At 56.1% G+C, this 17,898-nt stretch carries 13 protein-coding genes, 1 riboswitch and 1 other annotated feature; of the genes, 5 read left to right on the top strand and 8 right to left on the bottom strand.

Going from position 1 to position 17,898, the window contains the following annotated elements:
- Nucleotides 1-146: 146 nt before the first annotated feature.
- Nucleotides 147-694 (bottom strand) — a sequence feature (16S ribosomal RNA rRNA prediction is too short).
- A 394-nt stretch (nt 695-1,088) separates the two neighbouring features.
- Nucleotides 1,089-1,940 (bottom strand): glutamate racemase, encoded by an 852-nt coding sequence (murI, locus tag SK54_RS02665; RefSeq protein WP_003862067.1) that lies wholly within the window; start codon nt 1,938-1,940, stop codon nt 1,089-1,091.
- Entirely contained in the window at nt 1,885-3,735 is a 1,851-nt protein-coding gene (gene btuB, locus SK54_RS02660; protein WP_048246684.1) for a TonB-dependent vitamin B12 receptor BtuB, read from the bottom strand. Before btuB ends, murI begins: the two co-directional genes overlap by 56 nt.
- Nucleotides 3,736-3,800: 65 nt before the next feature.
- Nucleotides 3,801-3,977, bottom strand: a riboswitch (cobalamin riboswitch).
- A 104-nt stretch (nt 3,978-4,081) separates the two neighbouring features.
- Here btuB and trmA point away from each other — a divergent pair.
- Nucleotides 4,082-5,182: a tRNA (uridine(54)-C5)-methyltransferase TrmA gene (trmA, locus tag SK54_RS02655; RefSeq protein ID WP_003862063.1), complete on the top strand. Its 1,101-nt coding sequence runs from the start codon at nt 4,082-4,084 to the stop codon at nt 5,180-5,182.
- An 80-nt stretch (nt 5,183-5,262) separates the two neighbouring features.
- Here the strand turns inward: trmA and SK54_RS02650 are convergent, their stop codons facing one another.
- A complete protein-coding gene (locus SK54_RS02650) occupies nt 5,263-5,622 on the bottom strand; it encodes a YijD family membrane protein (RefSeq protein ID WP_017383113.1) in 360 nt (119 codons plus the stop codon).
- Between the two features lie 9 nt (nt 5,623-5,631).
- On the bottom strand, nt 5,632-6,270 hold the full coding sequence (gene fabR, locus SK54_RS02645; RefSeq protein WP_003862059.1) for an HTH-type transcriptional repressor FabR: 639 nt from the start codon (nt 6,268-6,270) through the stop codon (nt 5,632-5,634).
- 196 nt (nt 6,271-6,466) lie between these two features.
- Here fabR and sthA point away from each other — a divergent pair, with 196 nt between their 5' ends.
- Nucleotides 6,467-7,867, top strand: a complete 1,401-nt coding sequence (gene sthA, locus SK54_RS02640; protein WP_003862057.1) for a Si-specific NAD(P)(+) transhydrogenase — start codon at nt 6,467-6,469, stop codon at nt 7,865-7,867.
- Here sthA and oxyR read toward each other — a convergent pair.
- From oxyR to argC, 4 genes are all read right to left on the bottom strand, one after another.
- Nucleotides 7,850-8,767 (bottom strand): DNA-binding transcriptional regulator OxyR, encoded by a 918-nt coding sequence (gene oxyR, locus SK54_RS02635; RefSeq protein ID WP_003862055.1) that lies wholly within the window; start codon nt 8,765-8,767, stop codon nt 7,850-7,852. The two genes, sthA and oxyR, sit on opposite strands and share 18 nt — an antisense overlap.
- A gap of 315 nt (nt 8,768-9,082) precedes the next feature.
- The gene (gene argH / locus SK54_RS02630; RefSeq protein WP_048246682.1) at nt 9,083-10,456 is read right to left on the bottom strand and encodes an argininosuccinate lyase; all 1,374 of its coding nucleotides are present in this window, start codon (nt 10,454-10,456) and stop codon (nt 9,083-9,085) included.
- Nucleotides 10,457-10,561: 105 nt separating this feature from the next.
- Complete coding sequence (gene argB, locus SK54_RS02625; RefSeq protein ID WP_015569958.1) at nt 10,562-11,338, bottom strand: acetylglutamate kinase; 777 nt, start codon at nt 11,336-11,338, stop codon at nt 10,562-10,564.
- A gap of 6 nt (nt 11,339-11,344) precedes the next feature.
- The gene (gene argC, locus SK54_RS02620; RefSeq protein ID WP_015569957.1) at nt 11,345-12,349 is read right to left on the bottom strand and encodes an N-acetyl-gamma-glutamyl-phosphate reductase; all 1,005 of its coding nucleotides are present in this window, start codon (nt 12,347-12,349) and stop codon (nt 11,345-11,347) included.
- Between the two features lie 88 nt (nt 12,350-12,437).
- On the opposite strand from argC, the gene argE reads away from it, so the two are divergent.
- The 3 genes from argE (at nt 12,438) to SK54_RS02600 (ending at nt 17,822) form a co-directional block, all read left to right on the top strand.
- On the top strand, nt 12,438-13,589 hold the full coding sequence (gene argE, locus SK54_RS02615; protein ID WP_015569956.1) for an acetylornithine deacetylase: 1,152 nt from the start codon (nt 12,438-12,440) through the stop codon (nt 13,587-13,589).
- A 271-nt stretch (nt 13,590-13,860) separates the two neighbouring features.
- Nucleotides 13,861-16,512, top strand: coding sequence for a phosphoenolpyruvate carboxylase (gene ppc / locus SK54_RS02610; RefSeq protein ID WP_017383108.1), 2,652 nt, complete (start codon nt 13,861-13,863; stop codon nt 16,510-16,512).
- A 206-nt stretch (nt 16,513-16,718) separates the two neighbouring features.
- Complete coding sequence (locus SK54_RS02600; RefSeq protein ID WP_003862047.1) at nt 16,719-17,822, top strand: bifunctional L-1,2-propanediol dehydrogenase/glycerol dehydrogenase; 1,104 nt, start codon at nt 16,719-16,721, stop codon at nt 17,820-17,822.
- Nucleotides 17,823-17,898 lie beyond the last annotated feature (76 nt).

Below are 17,898 nucleotides of genomic sequence, written 5' to 3'. Positions count from 1 at the left end.
TACGCATTTCACCGCTACACCTGGAATTCTACCCCCCTCTACAAGACTCTAGCCTGCCAGTTTCGAATGCAGTTCCCAGGTTGAGCCCGGGGATTTCACATCCGACTTGACAGACCGCCTGCGTGCGCTTTACGCCCAGTAATTCCGATTAACGCTTGCACCCTCCGTATTACCGCGGCTGCTGGCACGGAGTTAGCCGGTGCTTCTTCTGCGGGTAACGTCAATCGACAAGGTTATTAACCTTATCGCCTTCCTCCCCGCTGAAAGTACTTTACAACCCGAAGGCCTTCTTCATACACGCGGCATGGCTGCATCAGGCTTGCGCCCATTGTGCAATATTCCCCACTGCTGCCTCCCGTAGGAGTCTGGACCGTGTCTCAGTTCCAGTGTGGCTGGTCATCCTCTCAGACCAGCTAGGGATCGTCGCCTAGGTGAGCCGTTACCCCACCTACTAGCTAATCCCATCTGGGCACATCCGATGGCAAGAGGCCCGAAGGTCCCCCTCTTTGGTCTTGCGACGTTATGCGGTATTAGCTACCGTTTCCAGTAGTTATCCCCCTCCATCAGGCAGTTTCCCAGACATTACTCACCCGTCCGCCACTCGTCAGCGAAGCAGCAAGCTGCTTCCTGTTACCGTTCGACTTGCATGTGTTAGGCCTGCCGCCAGCGTTCAATCTGAGCCATGATCAAACTCTTCAATTTAAAAGTTTGATGCTCAATGAATTAAACTTCGTAATGAATTACGTGTTCACTCGTTGAGACTTGGTATTTATTTAGTGTCCGAAGACATTAAGAATCCATGTCACTTTGAGTGCCCACACAGATTGTCTGATAAATTGTTAAAGAGCAGTTGCAACGCGGCTTTCAGCTCATCGTTGCGAGGTCCCGTATATTACGTTTTCCTCATTCAGAGTCAAGCAATTATTTTCACTTTTCTCTGTTGGTGTTCATCTCTGAACCCCGCTGTCCCGGCGGCTTGTAAGCCGTTGTTCCGTGTCAGTGGAGGCGCATTATAGGGAGTTCTCCGACGTTGACAACCCCTCTTTGAAAAAAAACGTTCAACCGTCTCTTTTTTGCTCAAAACCGTGCTACAGCGCCAGTTTTTCGAGCGTTTCGAAGCCATAACGACGTAAAACGGGCAAAAGTTGTTCGGTTTCTTTTGTTATCGCCATACAGAAAGCGATGTTCGCATCCGCTGATTTCGCATCCGGCGCCTCGTGTTCCAGCAGCCAGGCCGTCCGACGCGCAATTGCAGCACCGGAATCCACCAGCCGGGTCCCTTCAGGCAGAACCTTTAACAGCTCTTCCTGTAATAGCGGGAAATGGGTGCAGCCGAGAACAACCGTATCCGGTGGTTCCTGCATCCGCAGCCATGGACGCAGAATACGGCGCAGCTCTTCAAGCGATACCGTCTCGCCGTGCAGTTTTGCTTCCGCCATTTCCACCAGCTCCGCGGAGCCGAGCATGGCGATCTGGCATTCATTGGCAAAGCGCTCTATAAGCTCACGCGTATAAGGACGTTTTACCGTACCGCGCGTAGCCAGCAACCCCACAATGCCGTTCGCCGTCAGACGCGCCGCAGGTTTGATTGCCGGAACAACGCCCACAACCGGGAACGGGAATTTTTCGCGCAGGGCAGGAAGAGAGACCGTGCTTGCCGTATTACAGGCAATGACCGCCAGCGCCAGGGGATAACGCTTTTGTACCGCGGTGACGATTTCAACCACACGTTCAACAATAAAGTCTTCACTCTTTTCCCCATACGGGAACGCGACGTTATCGAAGGCGTAGATGTAATGGAGATCCGGCAGGAGCTGCCGAATCTCATCATAGACCGACAGCCCACCGACGCCGGAATCAAACACCAGCACGGTGGGACGCGGATCAGAAGGTGTAGCTGCCAGACAAGGTGTATTCCCGTCCTGCAGTTTGGTAGCCATAAACTGTCTCGTAATCTTTATCGAACAGGTTGGCTATTTTACCACGAACTGTGAGATGAGAGGTGACAGGATATGAAACCGCGACGTCCCACAGGCTGACGCCGCCCATTTTCACGCGTTCTGTTGCATAGGTATTCGGATCAACGGCAACATCATAGCGAGTGCCCAGATAACGGTACGCCAGATTCCAGTCGAGATCCCACACCTGCCAGTCAAGCTGATACTTAACCTGTTGCTTTGAGCGACGAGCCAGGACTTCGTTAGTTTTCGCATTACGCGGGTCGACGTAGTCGTAAGAAATCTGATGCCCTACCGGGCCAGTGTCGAACTGGGCCGTCGCCTCGATTCCTTTAATACGGGCTTCATCGACGTTGTAATAACGGTAAGTCCGCGGGTCGCTATTAATGAGGTTATCGATATCATTACGATAGCCCGTCACACGCCAGTTTACCGGCCCCGTCAGACCTTCAAAGCCGCCTTCCCACTGCTTACTCTCTTCTGGCTTCAGATCCGGATTACCGTAATCTTTACTGTGGATCTGGCTCATGGTCGGTGCTTTATACGCTGTACCGTAAGAACCGATGATGCGATACCCCTCGATGAACTCCCATGCGGCGCTGGTCTGCCAGGTGGCGTGATTGCCAAAATTAGAGTTATCGTCATTACGCGCCGCCGCTTCCAGCGTCACGCTGTTGAACTGCTGCATCGCCGAAAGGAACACGCCGGTATTACGTTGTTCGTAACCTTTTTCCAGATAGCCCGTACCCGCCTGGGTTTTCTGCTTCTGCCAGTCCAGACCCGCGCCGATATTGCCGTGACCCACTTCAACCGTATTCAGCCACTGGGTGGTGTACTGCTTCACGTCATCCATGGTTGCGAAGTCAGCGTAGCGGCCTTTTTTCGGATCATAGTTCTGATCTTTGCTACGGCCATACCCTGCCACCAGCTGTGACTGGAAAATACCCTGGTTATAGCGCAACCCGGTGTCCCAGTTCTGGCTGTAAACCTGACGCGTGTCCGGCCGCCCATCAATGCCGGTCGCGCCATAGTGATCGTAACCGTCATACGCGGAGCGGTTATCGTAGCCAAAGCCACGGACGAATCCGCTGACGCTGTCGGTAAACTGCTGCTCCACCGAGCCAAACAGCGATTTACTCATAAAACCATCGCGGTCTGGCTGGCGCGGGGCATCTTTTGCGGCAATATCAAAACCACGGGTATAGGTATAATCACCGGCCATGGTGATTTTGGTTTTATCGAACACCTGCTGGAAGGCACCGTTATAGTTTTGATACCCCTTTGAACCGACACCCGCAGAAATTTCCGCACCCGGCTTGTCGCGCCCGGTAATGATGTTAATCACACCGCCAATCGCGTCGGAGCCATACAGCGCCGAACGTGGGCCGCGAATGTACTCAATACGCTGAATCAGCGACGTCGGAATTTGGCTTAAATCGGGAACGTTGCTGATCCCGGCATTATTCAGGGGGATACCATCAATCAGTACCAGAACATGGCGGGATTCTGTACCGCGAATAAACGTTGAAGAGGTTGACCCCATCCCGCCGCTTTGTGCGATGTCCACACCCGGCAGGCGTGACATGATTTCCACAACACTCGTTGCCTGCCAGCGTTCAATATCCTCACGGGTCACGACGGAGGTCGGAGCCAGAACGGTTTTTGCTGGTTGTTCGAAACGGTTTGCTGTCACCACCAACGAGTCGGCGCTTTCCTGCGCCCAGCCCGAAAATGCCGTGACGGAAAACGCCGTCAACAGCGATACTTTTTTAATCATTGTTAAAGCATCCACAATATAAGAAGGATGCCGCAGGCCTCATCGATAGCACGCGATGATGAAACCAAATGCGACGTGATCCCGGCAGGTCTTCGGGCTGGGTGGCGTTATACGGATGAAGACTTCCCATTTTCACAGTGTCTACAACTCTCATCCCGCCAGTCTTTACCGCTGCGCGTCAGCTCCAGATTTGCACTGGATTCCCTTTTCACTCTCAGGAGACCGGAAACAGAATGCTACAATTAGACACGTATAGATGTCCAGATAGCTATTAGCCATTAAATCTGGACATCCACTGCACAATCCCTACAATCCCCGCGTAATTCTTTATCACTCAGGACGCATCATGACCCCCGAACACCTCCCGACAGAACAGTACGACGCACAGCTGGCAGAAAAAGTTGTCCGCCTGCAAAGTATGATGACGCCTTTCAACGCGCCGGTTCCCGAGGTGTTTCGTTCTCCGGTCAGCCACTACCGTATGCGCGCTGAGTTCCGCATCTGGCACGATGGCGATGACCTGTACCACATCATTTTCGATCAGCAGACGAAATCCCGCATTCGCGTAGACAGTTTTCCGGCGGCGAGTGAGCTCATCAACCAGCTGATGACGCTAATGATCGACGGTGTACGCAATAATCCGGTGCTGCGCAACAAGCTGTTCCAGATTGACTACCTGACCACTCAAAGCAATCAGGCCATTGTTTCTCTGCTCTATCACAAAGCGCTGACCGACGAGTGGCGCGAGCAGGCAGAAGCCCTGCGCGATGCGCTGCGCGCACAGAACATCAACGTGCACCTGATTGGCCGCGCGACCAAAACCAAAATCATGCTGGACCAGGATTACATCGACGAGCGTCTGCCGGTAGCAGGTAAAGAGATGGTTTACCGTCAGGTAGAGAACAGCTTCACCCAGCCGAATGCCGCCATGAACGTGCAGATGCTTGAGTGGGCGCTGAAGGCGACAGAAGGGTCTAAGGGCGATCTGCTGGAGCTCTACTGCGGTAACGGCAACTTCTCGCTGGCGCTGGCGCGTAATTTCGAGCGCGTGCTGGCGACGGAAATCGCCAAACCGTCGGTGGCAGCCGCGCAGTACAACATCGCCGCTAACCATATTGATAACGTACAAATTATTCGTATGGCGGCAGAAGAGTTTACCCAGGCGATGAACGGCGTACGCGAGTTTAACCGCCTGCAAGGGATTGATTTGAAGAGCTACCAGTGTGAGACAATTTTTGTCGATCCGCCGCGCAGTGGCCTGGATAGCGAAACCGAGAAGATGGTGCAGGCGTACCCGCGTATTTTGTACATCTCCTGTAACCCGGAGACGCTGTGCAAGAATCTGGAAACATTAAGCCAGACGCACAAGGTTGAACGTCTGGCGCTGTTCGATCAGTTCCCGTATACGCACCATATGGAGTGCGGCGTTTTACTTACCGCACGGTGATCTGTAGGCCGGATAAGCGTAGCGCCATCCGGCATTTTTTGGCAGATGGCGCTTCGCTTACCTGCCCTACAAATAATTCATTACTCCGGTAACTGGCTCTTGCGGCTACGCATGCGCGAGCCAATCCAGAACACCAGCGCCACAGACAGTACCGCAGGCAGGAAGTTAGAGCCAATATCCGGATACTCTGCGCGCACCACGGTGCTGTACAACAGTACACCCAGAATAAAACAGGCTGCGGCCAGTCCCGGTAACCCAACCGGCATGGTGCGGTTCAGATAACGTTGATGCAGGCAGTACACCGTCAGCACCAGCGCGATAATCGGGAAAATCGAGAACGGTACAATTGAGCTAAAAACCGCCGCAAACGTACCATTAATGGATAAGCCAGCGATCAATGCCAGCAACAGCGTTCCTTTATCCTGACCTGACTGTTTCATTACTCACCTTCACTCATCGTTTTGATGTGCCAACTTCTCTTGTTCACGGCGATACCAGTAGTACGCACCTTTAGAAATCATCCGCAGCTGCAATACCAGTCGCTCTTCGAGTTGCTTACGTTGTTCAATGCTGACATCCAGCGCTTCGGCACCCGCGCTGAAAACAATCGTCACCATCGCCTCGGCCTGTGCTTCAGTAAACGCACGCGGCATATGGTTTTCGAGTTCAAGATAGTCGGCAAGTTCCGCGATGAAATGCTGAATTTCACGCGCGACGGCGGCACGAAACGCGGCTGACGTTCCGGAACGCTCACGCAACAGCAGGCGAAACGCGTTAGGGTTATTGCCGATAAATTCCATAAATGTCGACACGGAGGTGCGGATCACGCTGCCGCCTTTGGCGATACGCTGACGCGCCTGACGCATAAGCTGGCGCAGCATCAAACCGCTCTCGTCGACCATGGTCAGGCCCAGTTCATCCACATCACGGAAATGACGATAGAAGGACGTTGGCGCAATCCCGGCCTCGCGCGCCACTTCACGCAGGCTCAAACTGGCAAAACTCCGCTCAGCACTCAGTTGACTGAATGCGGCTTCCACCAGCGAACGCCGGGTTTTCTCTTTTTGTTGTGCTCTTACGCCCATCACGATAGTTGAATCCTTCCAAAGGCCCGTTGGCACTATACCAGAGAATAAAATTAATCTGTTTACCTGGCTTTGTGAATGATTGTTTACGGGCGGTTTGTGCTCCACTGCCCGAAAAAAGCACAACGATAATTGGGTTACCCTGGCAATGATGTTATGATTCTGTTGCTTTTATGTATAAGAACAGGTAAGCCTTGCCATGCCACATTCCTACGATTACGACGCAATAGTTATTGGTTCCGGCCCCGGCGGCGAAGGTGCTGCTATGGGTCTGGTAAAACAGGGAGCCAGAGTAGCGGTTATTGAGCGCTACCATAACGTCGGCGGCGGTTGCACCCACTGGGGCACCATCCCTTCGAAAGCCCTCCGCCACGCCGTTAGCCGCATTATCGAATTTAACCAGAACCCTCTTTACAGCGACCACTCCCGACTTCTTCGTTCCTCCTTTGCCGATATCCTGAATCACGCAGACACGGTCATTAACCAGCAGACGCGCATGCGTCAGGGTTTCTATGAGCGCAACCACTGTGAAATTCTGCAAGGGAACGCGCATTTTGTGGATGAACACACCCTGGCGCTGGAGTGCCACGACGGTTCGGTTGAGACGCTCACCGCTGAAAAATTTGTGATCGCCTGCGGCTCCCGTCCTTACCATCCGGCAGACGTGGATTTCTCGCACCCGCGCATTTACGACAGCGACTCCATCCTCAGCCTGCACCACGAGCCACGCCATGTGATCATCTACGGCGCGGGCGTGATTGGCTGCGAATATGCGTCGATTTTCAGGGGAATGGAGGTCAAAGTTGATCTGATCAACACCCGCGACCGCCTGCTGGCGTTCCTCGATCAGGAGATGTCAGATTCCCTCTCCTACCACTTCTGGAACAGCGGCGTGGTGATTCGCCACAACGAAGAGTACGAGAAAATCGAAGGCTGCGACGACGGTGTGATCATGCACCTGAAATCTGGTAAGAAGCTGAAGGCGGACTGCCTGCTGTACGCCAACGGCCGTACCGGCAACACGGATTCATTGCAGCTGGAGAATATCGGGCTTGAAACCGACAGCCGCGGTCAGCTCAAGGTCAACAGCATGTACCAGACTGCGCTGCCGCACGTTTACGCGGTGGGCGACGTGATTGGTTACCCAAGCCTGGCCTCCGCCGCGTACGATCAGGGCCGCATCGCCGCACAGGCGCTGGTGAAAGGTGAAGCGACGGCGCATCTGATTGAAGATATCCCGACGGGCATCTACACCATTCCGGAAATCAGTTCTGTCGGCAAAACCGAGCAGCAGCTGACGGCCATGAAGGTGCCTTACGAGGTGGGTCGTGCCCAGTTTAAACATCTGGCGCGGGCGCAAATCGTGGGGATGAGCGTGGGTACGCTGAAGATCCTGTTCCATCGCGAGACGAAAGAGATCCTCGGTATTCACTGCTTCGGTGAGCGCGCGGCGGAAATCATTCATATCGGCCAGGCGATCATGGAGCAAAAAGGTGGTGGCAACACCATTGAGTACTTCGTTAACACCACCTTTAACTACCCGACCATGGCGGAAGCCTATCGGGTAGCTGCGCTAAACGGCTTAAACCGCCTGTTTTAACGCGCTGTCGAAATGGCCATCCATCGCACCCCGGATGGCCTCTGCCAGCTGCTCATAGCGGCTGCGCAGCGGTGACCCCGGACGATAAACCAGACCAATGGTGCGACGCGGCTCCGGCTTAATACAGGGCAGATAGACCACGCCATCACGTTTACGCTCGTGCGGCACCGCCAGCGCCGGCAGCAGCGTAATACCGCTTCCCGCCGCCACCATATTACGCAGCGTTTCCAGGCTGGTTGCGCGGAAATGGGTATCTTCATCGGCACCCGCTTCGAAGCAGAAGCCCATCGCCTGATCGCGCAGACAGTGGCCATCTTCCAGCATCAGCAGTTTTTCACCGGCCAGATCGGCCATCGGCACGCGATCGCGGTTCGCCCACGGGTGATCTTCATAGATCGCCAGCATCATCGGCTCATCGAACAGCGGTACTTCAATAAACGCTTCACTCTCTTTGACCAGCGCCAGGATCGCGCAGTCGAGCTTGCCGCTGTCTAACTGCGCCAACAGCTGATGGGTTTGCGCTTCATGCAGGTACATTTCGAGTTTCGGGAACGTCTGGTGCAGCATCGGAATGATTTGCGGCAACAGGTACGGGCCAACGGTTGGGATCAGGCCAATATGCAGCGGGCCGGACATCGCTTCCCCCTGCTGGCTTGCCATTTCCTTGAGCACTTTGACCTCGCGCAGTACGGTGCGCGCCTGATCCACCAGCAGCAGACCTGCCTGCGTGAACAGTACCTTACGACTGGTGCGCTCCAGCAGCATCACGCCCAGCTCATCTTCCAGCTTGCGGATCTGACCGCTCAGCGTTGGCTGGCTGACGTGGCAGGAGTCTGCCGCGCGGCGAAAATGGCGATGCTCAGCTAACGCTACCAGGTATTCAAGATCACGAATATTCATTATTCATCCTCCGTCGCCACGATAGTTCATGGCGATAGATAGCATAGCAACGAACGATTATCCCTATCAAGCATTCTGTTGAATAATACATCACATAGACGAGGCGGCACGTTTTTGACCCTTGACGTCCCCGCACCGTCAGCGAGTTTCTCTCAAAACTCGAAAAACTAAAGCCAACGTGAACTTTTGCGGACCCCGTGGTCCGCTTTTTTTTGCGTAAAAAAAAGCCCAGCACTAAGCCAGGCTCCGTTTTTCTCCCTCTCCCTGTGGGAGAGGGCCGAGGTGAGGGCACCAGCCCGCACTATTCAAACCAATTCAAACCAACCGGTTTTTCGCATCCGCAATCGCCTGCGCTACCTGCTTCGGCGACACGCCACCTTTCGCTGCACGCTTATCCAGGCAGGATTGCAGGGCCAGAATCGGGTAGACATCCTCCCCGATAACCGCGCTGAATTTTTGCAGGTCGGCAAGCGCCAGCTCTTCAAGGGCTTTACCCTGACGAATCGCTTCCACCACCGCTTCACCCACAATATGGTGCGCCTCGCGGAACGGTACGCCTTTCGCCACCAGGTAGTCCGCCAGCTCGGTAGAGTTAGCATACCCCTGCTGCGCCGCTTCCTGGCAGCGCGGACGTTTCACCTGAATGCCGTCCAGCACCAGCGCGCCCATATGCAGACAGTCCAGCCAGGTGTCGAGCGCGTCGAACAGCCCCTCTTTGTCTTCCTGCATGTCTTTGTTGTATGCCAGCGGCAGCCCTTTCAGGGTCATCATCATACCGGTCAGCGCGCCCTGCACACGGCCACACTTACCGCGGATCAGCTCCAGCGCATCCGGGTTTTTCTTCTGCGGCATCAGGGAGGAGCCGGACGTCACGCGGTCGGACAGCTCTACAAACCCGGCTTCGCCAGAGTTAAAGAAGATCAGGTCTTCGGCAAAGCGCGACAGGTGCACCATCCCGATAGAGGCATTCGAGAGCAGCTCCAGCACGTGGTCACGGTCAGAGACGCTGTCCAGGCTGTTGCGGGTGGCGGAGGCAAAGCCCAGCCAGCCTGCCAGCTGCTCACGGTCGATTTCATACGCCGTACCGGCCAGCGCGCCGCTGCCCAGCGGGCTGACGTCCAGACGCTTTAAGGTATCCTGTAAACGGCTCTCATCACGCGCCAGCATCTCAACGTAGGCCAGACACCAGTGCGCGAACGTCACCGGCTGCGCGCGTTGCAGGTGGGTATAACCCGGCATCACCGCATCCTGATTGCTCTGCGCGGTGTCCACCAGTGCGCTCTGCAACTGACGATTCGCCGCCAGCAGTTCGCCGATGGTCTCTTTGCACCACAGCTTCAGGTCGGTCGCCACCTGGTCATTACGGCTACGCCCGGTATGGAGCTTTTTACCCAACTGGCCGACTTTATCGATCAGTTTGCCTTCCACCCAGCTGTGAATATCTTCGGCATCGCTCTGGAGGATTTGCTCCGGATCCAGACGCACCTCTTCCAGCAGGTTGTTCAGCGCCTCTTCCAACTGCTGCTGTTCGTCTGCGGTCAGCACGCCAACGGTCACCAGCGCTTTGGACCAGGCCACAGAGCCGACAATATCCTGTTCGGCCAGGCGGTAGTCGAAGCGCAAAGAGTCGTTGAACTGTTTGAACCGCTGATCCGCTGCCTGTGTAAAACGCCCACCCCAAAGTGCCATAACGAATTTCCTTAATGATGATATTTTTGCCCGGTGGCGCTGCGCTTACCGGGCCTACAAAATTCACGTAGGCCGGATAAGCGAAGCGCCATCCGGCACAGAATCTTAAGCCAGAATACGCGTGCCAATCGGCGTGCCGTTAAACAACGCCGGGAGTTGCTCCGCGTGACGCCAGGAGGCGATATCCACCGGGCGGCCCAGCGTGCGGGCCGCATCCAGCGCGGCGTTCACTTTAACGATCATGCCGTCGGTGATAATGCCCTGATCGATCAGCTGCTCGGCTTTTGCGGCGGTCATTTCCGCAATGCGCTGGCCTTTGCCGTCCAGAATGCCGCTCACGTCGGAGAGCAGGATCAGGTCTGCGCCCAGCGTTGCCGCCAGCGCCGTCGCCGCCTGGTCCGCATTGACGTTCATCAGTTCGCCCTCTTCGGTCACGCCGATTGAGCTCACCACCGGCAGGAAACCGCCTTCCAGCAGGGTGTTAATCAGCTCAGGCGAACCTGGCTGCGCCAGTCCAACATGGCCAAGCTCTTCGTCGAGCTGGGTCACTTTTACGCTATCTCCATCGCCCAGACAGAGGCCAACGGAGGCGATATGGTGTTTCTTCGCCCACGCCAGCAGCGTTTTGTTCGCCGTTCCCGCCAGCGCGCCGGTAATGATGTCAATCTGATCCGCTGGCGTCACGCGCAGGCCATTTTTCTTTTTCACCGGCAGGTTGAGCCCTTTCATCAGCTCATCCACCACGCAGCCGCCGCCGTGCACAATCACCAGCGGACGTTGGTGTGATTCGCGATAGTTCACCAGTGCGGTAAACAGGCGCTCCAGCGCTTCTTCGCTGTCCAGCAGTACACCACCGAGTTTGATAATTAATGGATTCATCATCACACCTTAAATAAGAGCCTGCGTTTCAGGGAAGCCGAAACGAATATTTGCACACTGCATTGCCTGTGCGGCAGCGCCTTTGAGTAAGTTATCTTCTGCGGCGACCACAATCAGATGCTCGCCCTGCACGGCAAAGCCGATGTCGCAGAACGGCAGGCCAACCACGTTTTTCAACGCCGGCACGCCTTTGTCATACAGGCGCACCAGCGGTTTATCCGCATACGCCTGCGTGAAGACCTCGCTCACCTGTTCTTTGGTCACACCCGGTTTCAGGCGGCAGGTAATGGTTTCGAGGATCCCACGCGGGAAGCTGCCGAGGTGCGGGGTGAAAATCACGTCCGCGCCCAGATGGGTGGTGATTTCAGGGTGATGGCGGTGATTAAACACGCCATACGGCTGAAGGCTCACTTCGCAGAAGCTGTTGGAGATCGCCGCTTTGCGCCCGGCGCCGCTCACGCCACTGGTGGCGTTGATCACCGGCCACTGATGCAGATCCAGCAGACCGGCGTCGATCAGCGGCTTCAGGGAAAGCTGCGCCGCCGTCGGGTAGCAGCCCGGCACGGCAATCAGATCCGCTTCTTTCAGTTTGTCAGCGCTCCACTCCGCCAGGCCGTACACCGCTTTTTCGAGCAGATCCGGGTGCTGATGGGTGAAACCGTAATATTTTTCGTAGAACGCGCTGTCGTTAACGCGAAACGCGCCGGAGAGATCAAAGACCACGCAGCCGGCCGCTAAAAATTGCGGTGCCAGGTCGTGGCTAACTTCATGCGCCGTGGCTAAAAACACAACGTCAACGCCGTCGGTGAACTCGCTGATGTCAGACATGGGCTGCAAAGGCAAATCAACCACGCCCTTAAGCTGTGGATGCAAATCGGAAATTAACTTTCCGGCATCATTGCTTTGCGCTGACACGGTCAAAGCGGTTATGGTCATATGAGGGTGGCGATTTACGTAGCTTACAAGCTCTGCGCCCGCATAACCGCTAGCGCCTACAATCAGCGTATTCAACATCGGGTTCCTTTATGCTCAACGATAATGTATTTTTATTCACATTTATTGCATGAATATTGATACTATCACGACCTAAGGTGTGTCAACAATGAAAATGAACTTACCGCCATTTATCGAGATTTACCGCGCCCTGATTGCCACACCCTCCATCAGCGCGACGGAAGAAGCCCTGGATCAGAGCAATGAGTCTTTAATCAATCTGCTGGCGGGTTGGTTTAGCGATCTTGGGTTTAACGTTGAGGTTCAGCCCGTCCCCGGAACACGCCACAAATTTAACCTGCTCGCCAGTACCGGACATGGCGCGGGCGGCCTGCTGCTGGCTGGCCACACTGACACCGTGCCGTTTGATGATGGCCGCTGGACGCGCGATCCGTTCACGCTGACCGAACATGACAACAAACTCTACGGTTTGGGCACCGCCGACATGAAAGGCTTTTTCGCCTTTATCCTCGACGCGCTGCGTGACGTGGACGTGACAACCCTGAAAAAGCCGCTCTACATTCTGGCGACCGCCGATGAAGAGACCAGCATGGCGGGCGCACGTTATTTCTCTGAAAACACATCGATTCGTCCTGACTGCGCGATCATCGGCGAACCGACCTCTCTGCAACCGATTCGGGCGCACAAAGGCCATATTTCTACCGCGGTGCGCGTGCTCGGACAGTCCGGCCACTCCAGCGATCCGGCGCGCGGCGTGAACGCCATCGAGCTGATGCATGACGCGATTGGCCGCATCATGACCCTGCGCGACGATCTGAAAGAGCGCTATCACTACGAGGCGTTCACCGTGCCGTATCCGACGCTAAACCTCGGCAGCCTGCACGGCGGTGATGCGTCCAACCGTATCTGCGCCTGCTGCGAACTGCATATGGATATCCGTCCTCTGCCGGGCATGACGCTGAGCGATCTGGATGGCTTACTGAACGAAGCGCTGGCACCGGTCAGCGAGCGCTGGCCGGGCCGTCTGACGGTCTCCGAACTGCATCCGCCGATTCCAGGCTACGAATGTCCGCCTGACCATCAACTGGTTCAGGTGGTGGAAAAACTGCTCGGCGAGAAAACCGACGTGGTGAACTACTGCACCGAAGCGCCGTTTATTCAGACGCTGTGCCCGACGCTGGTTCTGGGCCCTGGCTCCATCAACCAGGCCCACCAGCCGGACGAATATCTCGAAACCCGCTTCATCAAGCCCACTCGCGAACTCATTACCCAGGTTGTGCATCACTTCTGCTGGCATTAAAAACGCACCGAACAGTCCCCTCTCCCTGTGGGAGAGGGTTAGGGTGAGGGCAACAAATCGCATGATCTTCGTCACATTCCCATAAGCATCTCTTATCTGACGCAATACGAATTAAATTTCGTAAATTGCCCACATTTATTCGTTTGCTGAACCGTTTTCGCAGCAATTGACGACGGGGGTTTTACGTGGCTTTATAAAGGGAGATGACAAAATAATGTCCAGAAGATTTTCGCATGGGCATAAACAAAAATGATGGGGTGACTGGGTTTTTATGAACGAACAATATTCCGCGTTGCGTAGTAATGTCAGTATGCTCGGCAAAGTGCTTGGAGATACCATCAAAGACGCACTGGGGGAGAACATCCTCGACCGCGTTGAAACCATCCGCAAGCTGTCCAAATCTTCCCGCGCCGGTAACGAGGCCAATCGTCAGGAGCTGCTCACCACCTTGCAGAACCTCTCCAACGATGAGCTGCTGCCCGTTGCCCGCGCCTTCAGCCAGTTCCTGAACCTGGCAAACACCGCTGAGCAATACCACAGCATTTCGCCAAAAGGCGAAGCGGCCAGCAACCCGGAAGTCATTGCCCGCACCCTTCGTAAACTCAAAGACCAGCCCGACCTCAACGAAGCGACCATCAAAAAAGCGGTGGAATCCCTTTCGCTGGAGCTGGTGCTGACCGCACACCCAACCGAAATCACCCGTCGTACGCTGATCCACAAAATGGTGGAAGTGAACAACTGTCTGAAGCAACTGGATAACAAAGACATTGCCGACTACGAACGTAACCAGCTTATGCGCCGTCTGCGCCAGCTGATTGCCCAGTCCTGGCACACGGATGAAATTCGTAAGCATCGCCCAAGCCCGGTCGACGAAGCCAAATGGGGCTTTGCGGTGGTGGAAAACAGCCTGTGGGAAGGGGTCCCCAACTACCTGCGCGAGCTGAACGAACAGCTGGAAGAGAACCTGGGCTACCGCCTGCCGGTTGATTTTGTTCCGGTGCGCTTTACCTCCTGGATGGGCGGCGACCGCGACGGCAACCCGAACGTGACGGCGGAAATCACCCGCCACGTCCTGCTGCTGAGCCGCTGGAAAGCGACCGACCTGTTCCTGAAAGATATTCAGGTGCTGATCTCCGAGCTGTCGATGGTGGAAGCCACGCCGGAACTGCGCGCGCTGGCCGGTGAAGAAGGCGCCAGCGAACCGTACCGTTTCCTGATGAAAAAACTGCGCGGTCAGCTGATGGCCACTCAGGCCTGGCTGGAAGCGCGCCTGAAAGGCCAGCGCCTGCCGAAGCCGGAAGGTCTGCTGAGCCAGAACGAACAGCTCTGGGAGCCGCTGTACGCCTGCTATAAATCGCTCCAGGCCTGTGGGATGGGCATCATTGCCAACGGCGAACTGCTCGACACCCTGCGCCGCGTGAAGTGTTTCGGCGTGCCGCTGGTGCGTATCGACGTTCGTCAGGAAAGTACCCGTCATACCGAAGCACTGGGCGAGCTGACCCGCTACCTCGGCATCGGCGACTATGAAAGCTGGTCAGAAGCCGACAAACAGGCGTTCCTGATCCGCGAGCTGAACTCCAAGCGCCCGCTGCTGCCGCGCAACTGGGAGCCAAGCAACGACACCCGCGAAGTACTCAACACCTGTAAAGCGATCGTGGATGCGCCGAAAGGATCGGTGGCCGCCTATGTGATCTCCATGGCGAAGACCCCGTCCGACGTGCTGGGCGTTCACCTTCTGCTGAAAGAAGCGGGCATTGACTATGCTCTGCCAGTGGCCCCGCTGTTTGAGACCCTCGACGACCTGAACAACGCTAACGACGTGATGACCCAGTTGCTGAACATCGACTGGTATCGCGGCTTTATTCAGGGCAAACAGATGGTGATGATTGGCTATTCCGACTCCGCGAAAGATGCGGGCGTGATGGCAGCCTCCTGGGCGCAGTATCAGGCGCAGGATGCGCTAATCAAAACCTGCGAAAAAGCCGGTATTGAACTGACCCTGTTCCACGGACGCGGCGGCTCCATTGGCCGTGGCGGTGCGCCTGCACACGCAGCGCTGCTCTCTCAACCACCAGGAAGCCTGAAAGGCGGCCTGCGCGTGACCGAGCAGGGTGAGATGATCCGCTTCAAGTACGGCCTGCCGGAAGTGACCATCAGCAGCCTGTCGCTCTATACCAGTGCGATCCTGGAAGCCAACCTGCTGCCGCCGCCGGAGCCAAAAGAGTCCTGGTGCCGGATCATGGACGAGCTGTCTGACATCTCCTGCGACCTCTATCGCGGCTACGTGCGTGAAAACAAAGACTTTGTGCCTTACTTCCGCTCAGCAACGCCTGAGCAGGAGCTGGGTAAACTGCCTCTGGGTTCGCGCCCGGCCAAGCGTCGCCCGACCGGCGGCGTTGAATCGCTGCGCGCCATTCCGTGGATCTTCGCCTGGACGCAAAACCGTCTGATGCTGCCGGCCTGGCTGGGTGCCGGTGCGGCGCTGCAAAAAGTGGTGGAAGACGGAAAGCAGAGCGAACTGGAAACCATGTGCCGCGACTGGCCATTCTTCTCTACCCGTCTGGGCATGCTGGAGATGGTCTTCTCGAAAGCCGACCTGTGGCTGGCGGAATACTACGATCAGCGTCTGGTGAAACCAGAGCTGTGGGCGCTGGGTAAAGAGCTGCGCGAGCTGCTTGAAGGCGATATTAAAGTGGTGCTGGATATCGCTAATGACTCCCACCTGATGGAAGACCTGCCGTGGATCGCCGAGTCTATCCAGCTGCGTAACATCTACACCGACCCGCTGAACGTTTTACAGGCTGAACTGCTACACCGTTCGCGTCTGGCGGAGGAGGAAGGTAAAGAGCCGGATCCGCGCGTTGAACAGGCGCTGATGGTAACGATAGCAGGCGTTGCGGCAGGTATGCGCAACACCGGTTAATGCTCAGTGCCCGGCAGCGCTACGCTTGCCGGGCACTTCTCGATCTTCCCCCTTCCCTGATCTCCTCCTCAATCTTTGCCACCGGTAAGGCAATCACGTTTCCCTTAGACGTAGCGCAACAAATGACCGGCACGCCGGGAGTAGAGTCACTCTTAGTGCAGTTCGAACAGGACAGAATTTACCTCAAACACTAAGGGAGTAATGTTATGGACCGTGTCATTCAATCCCCGGGAAAATACATCCAGGGCGCAGATGTTCTCACTCGCCTCGGCGACTACCTGAAGCCGCTGGCAAATCGCTGGCTGGTGGTGGGCGATAAATTTGTGCTGGGTTTTGCTGAAGAAACCCTGCGCCAGAGTTTTAAAAAAGCCGGACTCCATGCCGAAATTGCACCATTTGGTGGCGAATGTTCGCAAAATGAAATCGATCGCCTGAAAAAACTGGCCGACAGCGCTGACTGTCTGGCGGTGCTGGGTATCGGCGGCGGAAAAACGCTGGATACTGCCAAAGCGCTGGCCCACTTTATGGACGTGCCGGTGGCCATTGCCCCGACCATTGCCTCCACCGATGCGCCGTGCAGCGCCCTTTCCGTGATTTATACCGACAGCGGCGAGTTCGATCGCTACCTGATGCTACCGCACAACCCGAACATGGTGATTGTCGATACCAAAGTGGTGGCGGGCGCACCTGCGCGCCTGCTGGCCGCCGGGATTGGCGATGCCCTGGCAACCTGGTTTGAAGCGCGCGCCTGTTCGCGCAGTGGCGCCACGACCATGGCGGGCGGCAAGTGCACGCAGGCGGCGCTAGCGCTGGCAGAGTTGTGCTACAACACGCTGGTTGAAGAGGGCGAGAAAGCGATGCTGGCGGCGGAACAGCACGTGGTCACACCGGCTCTGGAACGCATTATCGAAGCCAACACCTATCTCAGCGGCGTGGGCTTTGAAAGCGGCGGGCTGGCGGCGGCGCATGCCATTCACAACGGCATGACGGCGGTGCCGGATGCGCATCATTTCTACCATGGTGAAAAGGTCGCGTTCGGCACGCTGACGCAACTGGTACTGGAGAACGCGCCGGTTGAAGAAATTGAGACCGTCGCCGCGCTTTGCCACAGTGTTGGGCTGCCGATCACGCTGGCGCAGCTGAATATCAAAGAGGATATTCCGGCCAAAATGCGGCTGATCGCGGAGGCGTCCTGTGCCGAAGGGGAAACCATTCACAACATGCCTGGCGGCGTAACGCCGGATCAGGTCTATGCGGCGCTGCTGGTGGCGGACCAGTACGGACAGCGTTTCCTTCAGGAGTGGGAGTAATAAAAAAGCCGGGTGGCGCTGCGCTTACCCGGCCTACATGGCACTTTAATTTGTAGGCCGGGTAAGGCGTAGCCGC

Source organism: Enterobacter sp. MGH120 (assembly GCF_001037725.1).
Classification (GTDB): Bacteria; Pseudomonadota; Gammaproteobacteria; order Enterobacterales; family Enterobacteriaceae; genus Enterobacter; species Enterobacter hormaechei_C.
Note: the sequence above shows the minus strand (reverse complement) of the source record. Positions and strands in the feature narration are given on the sequence as shown.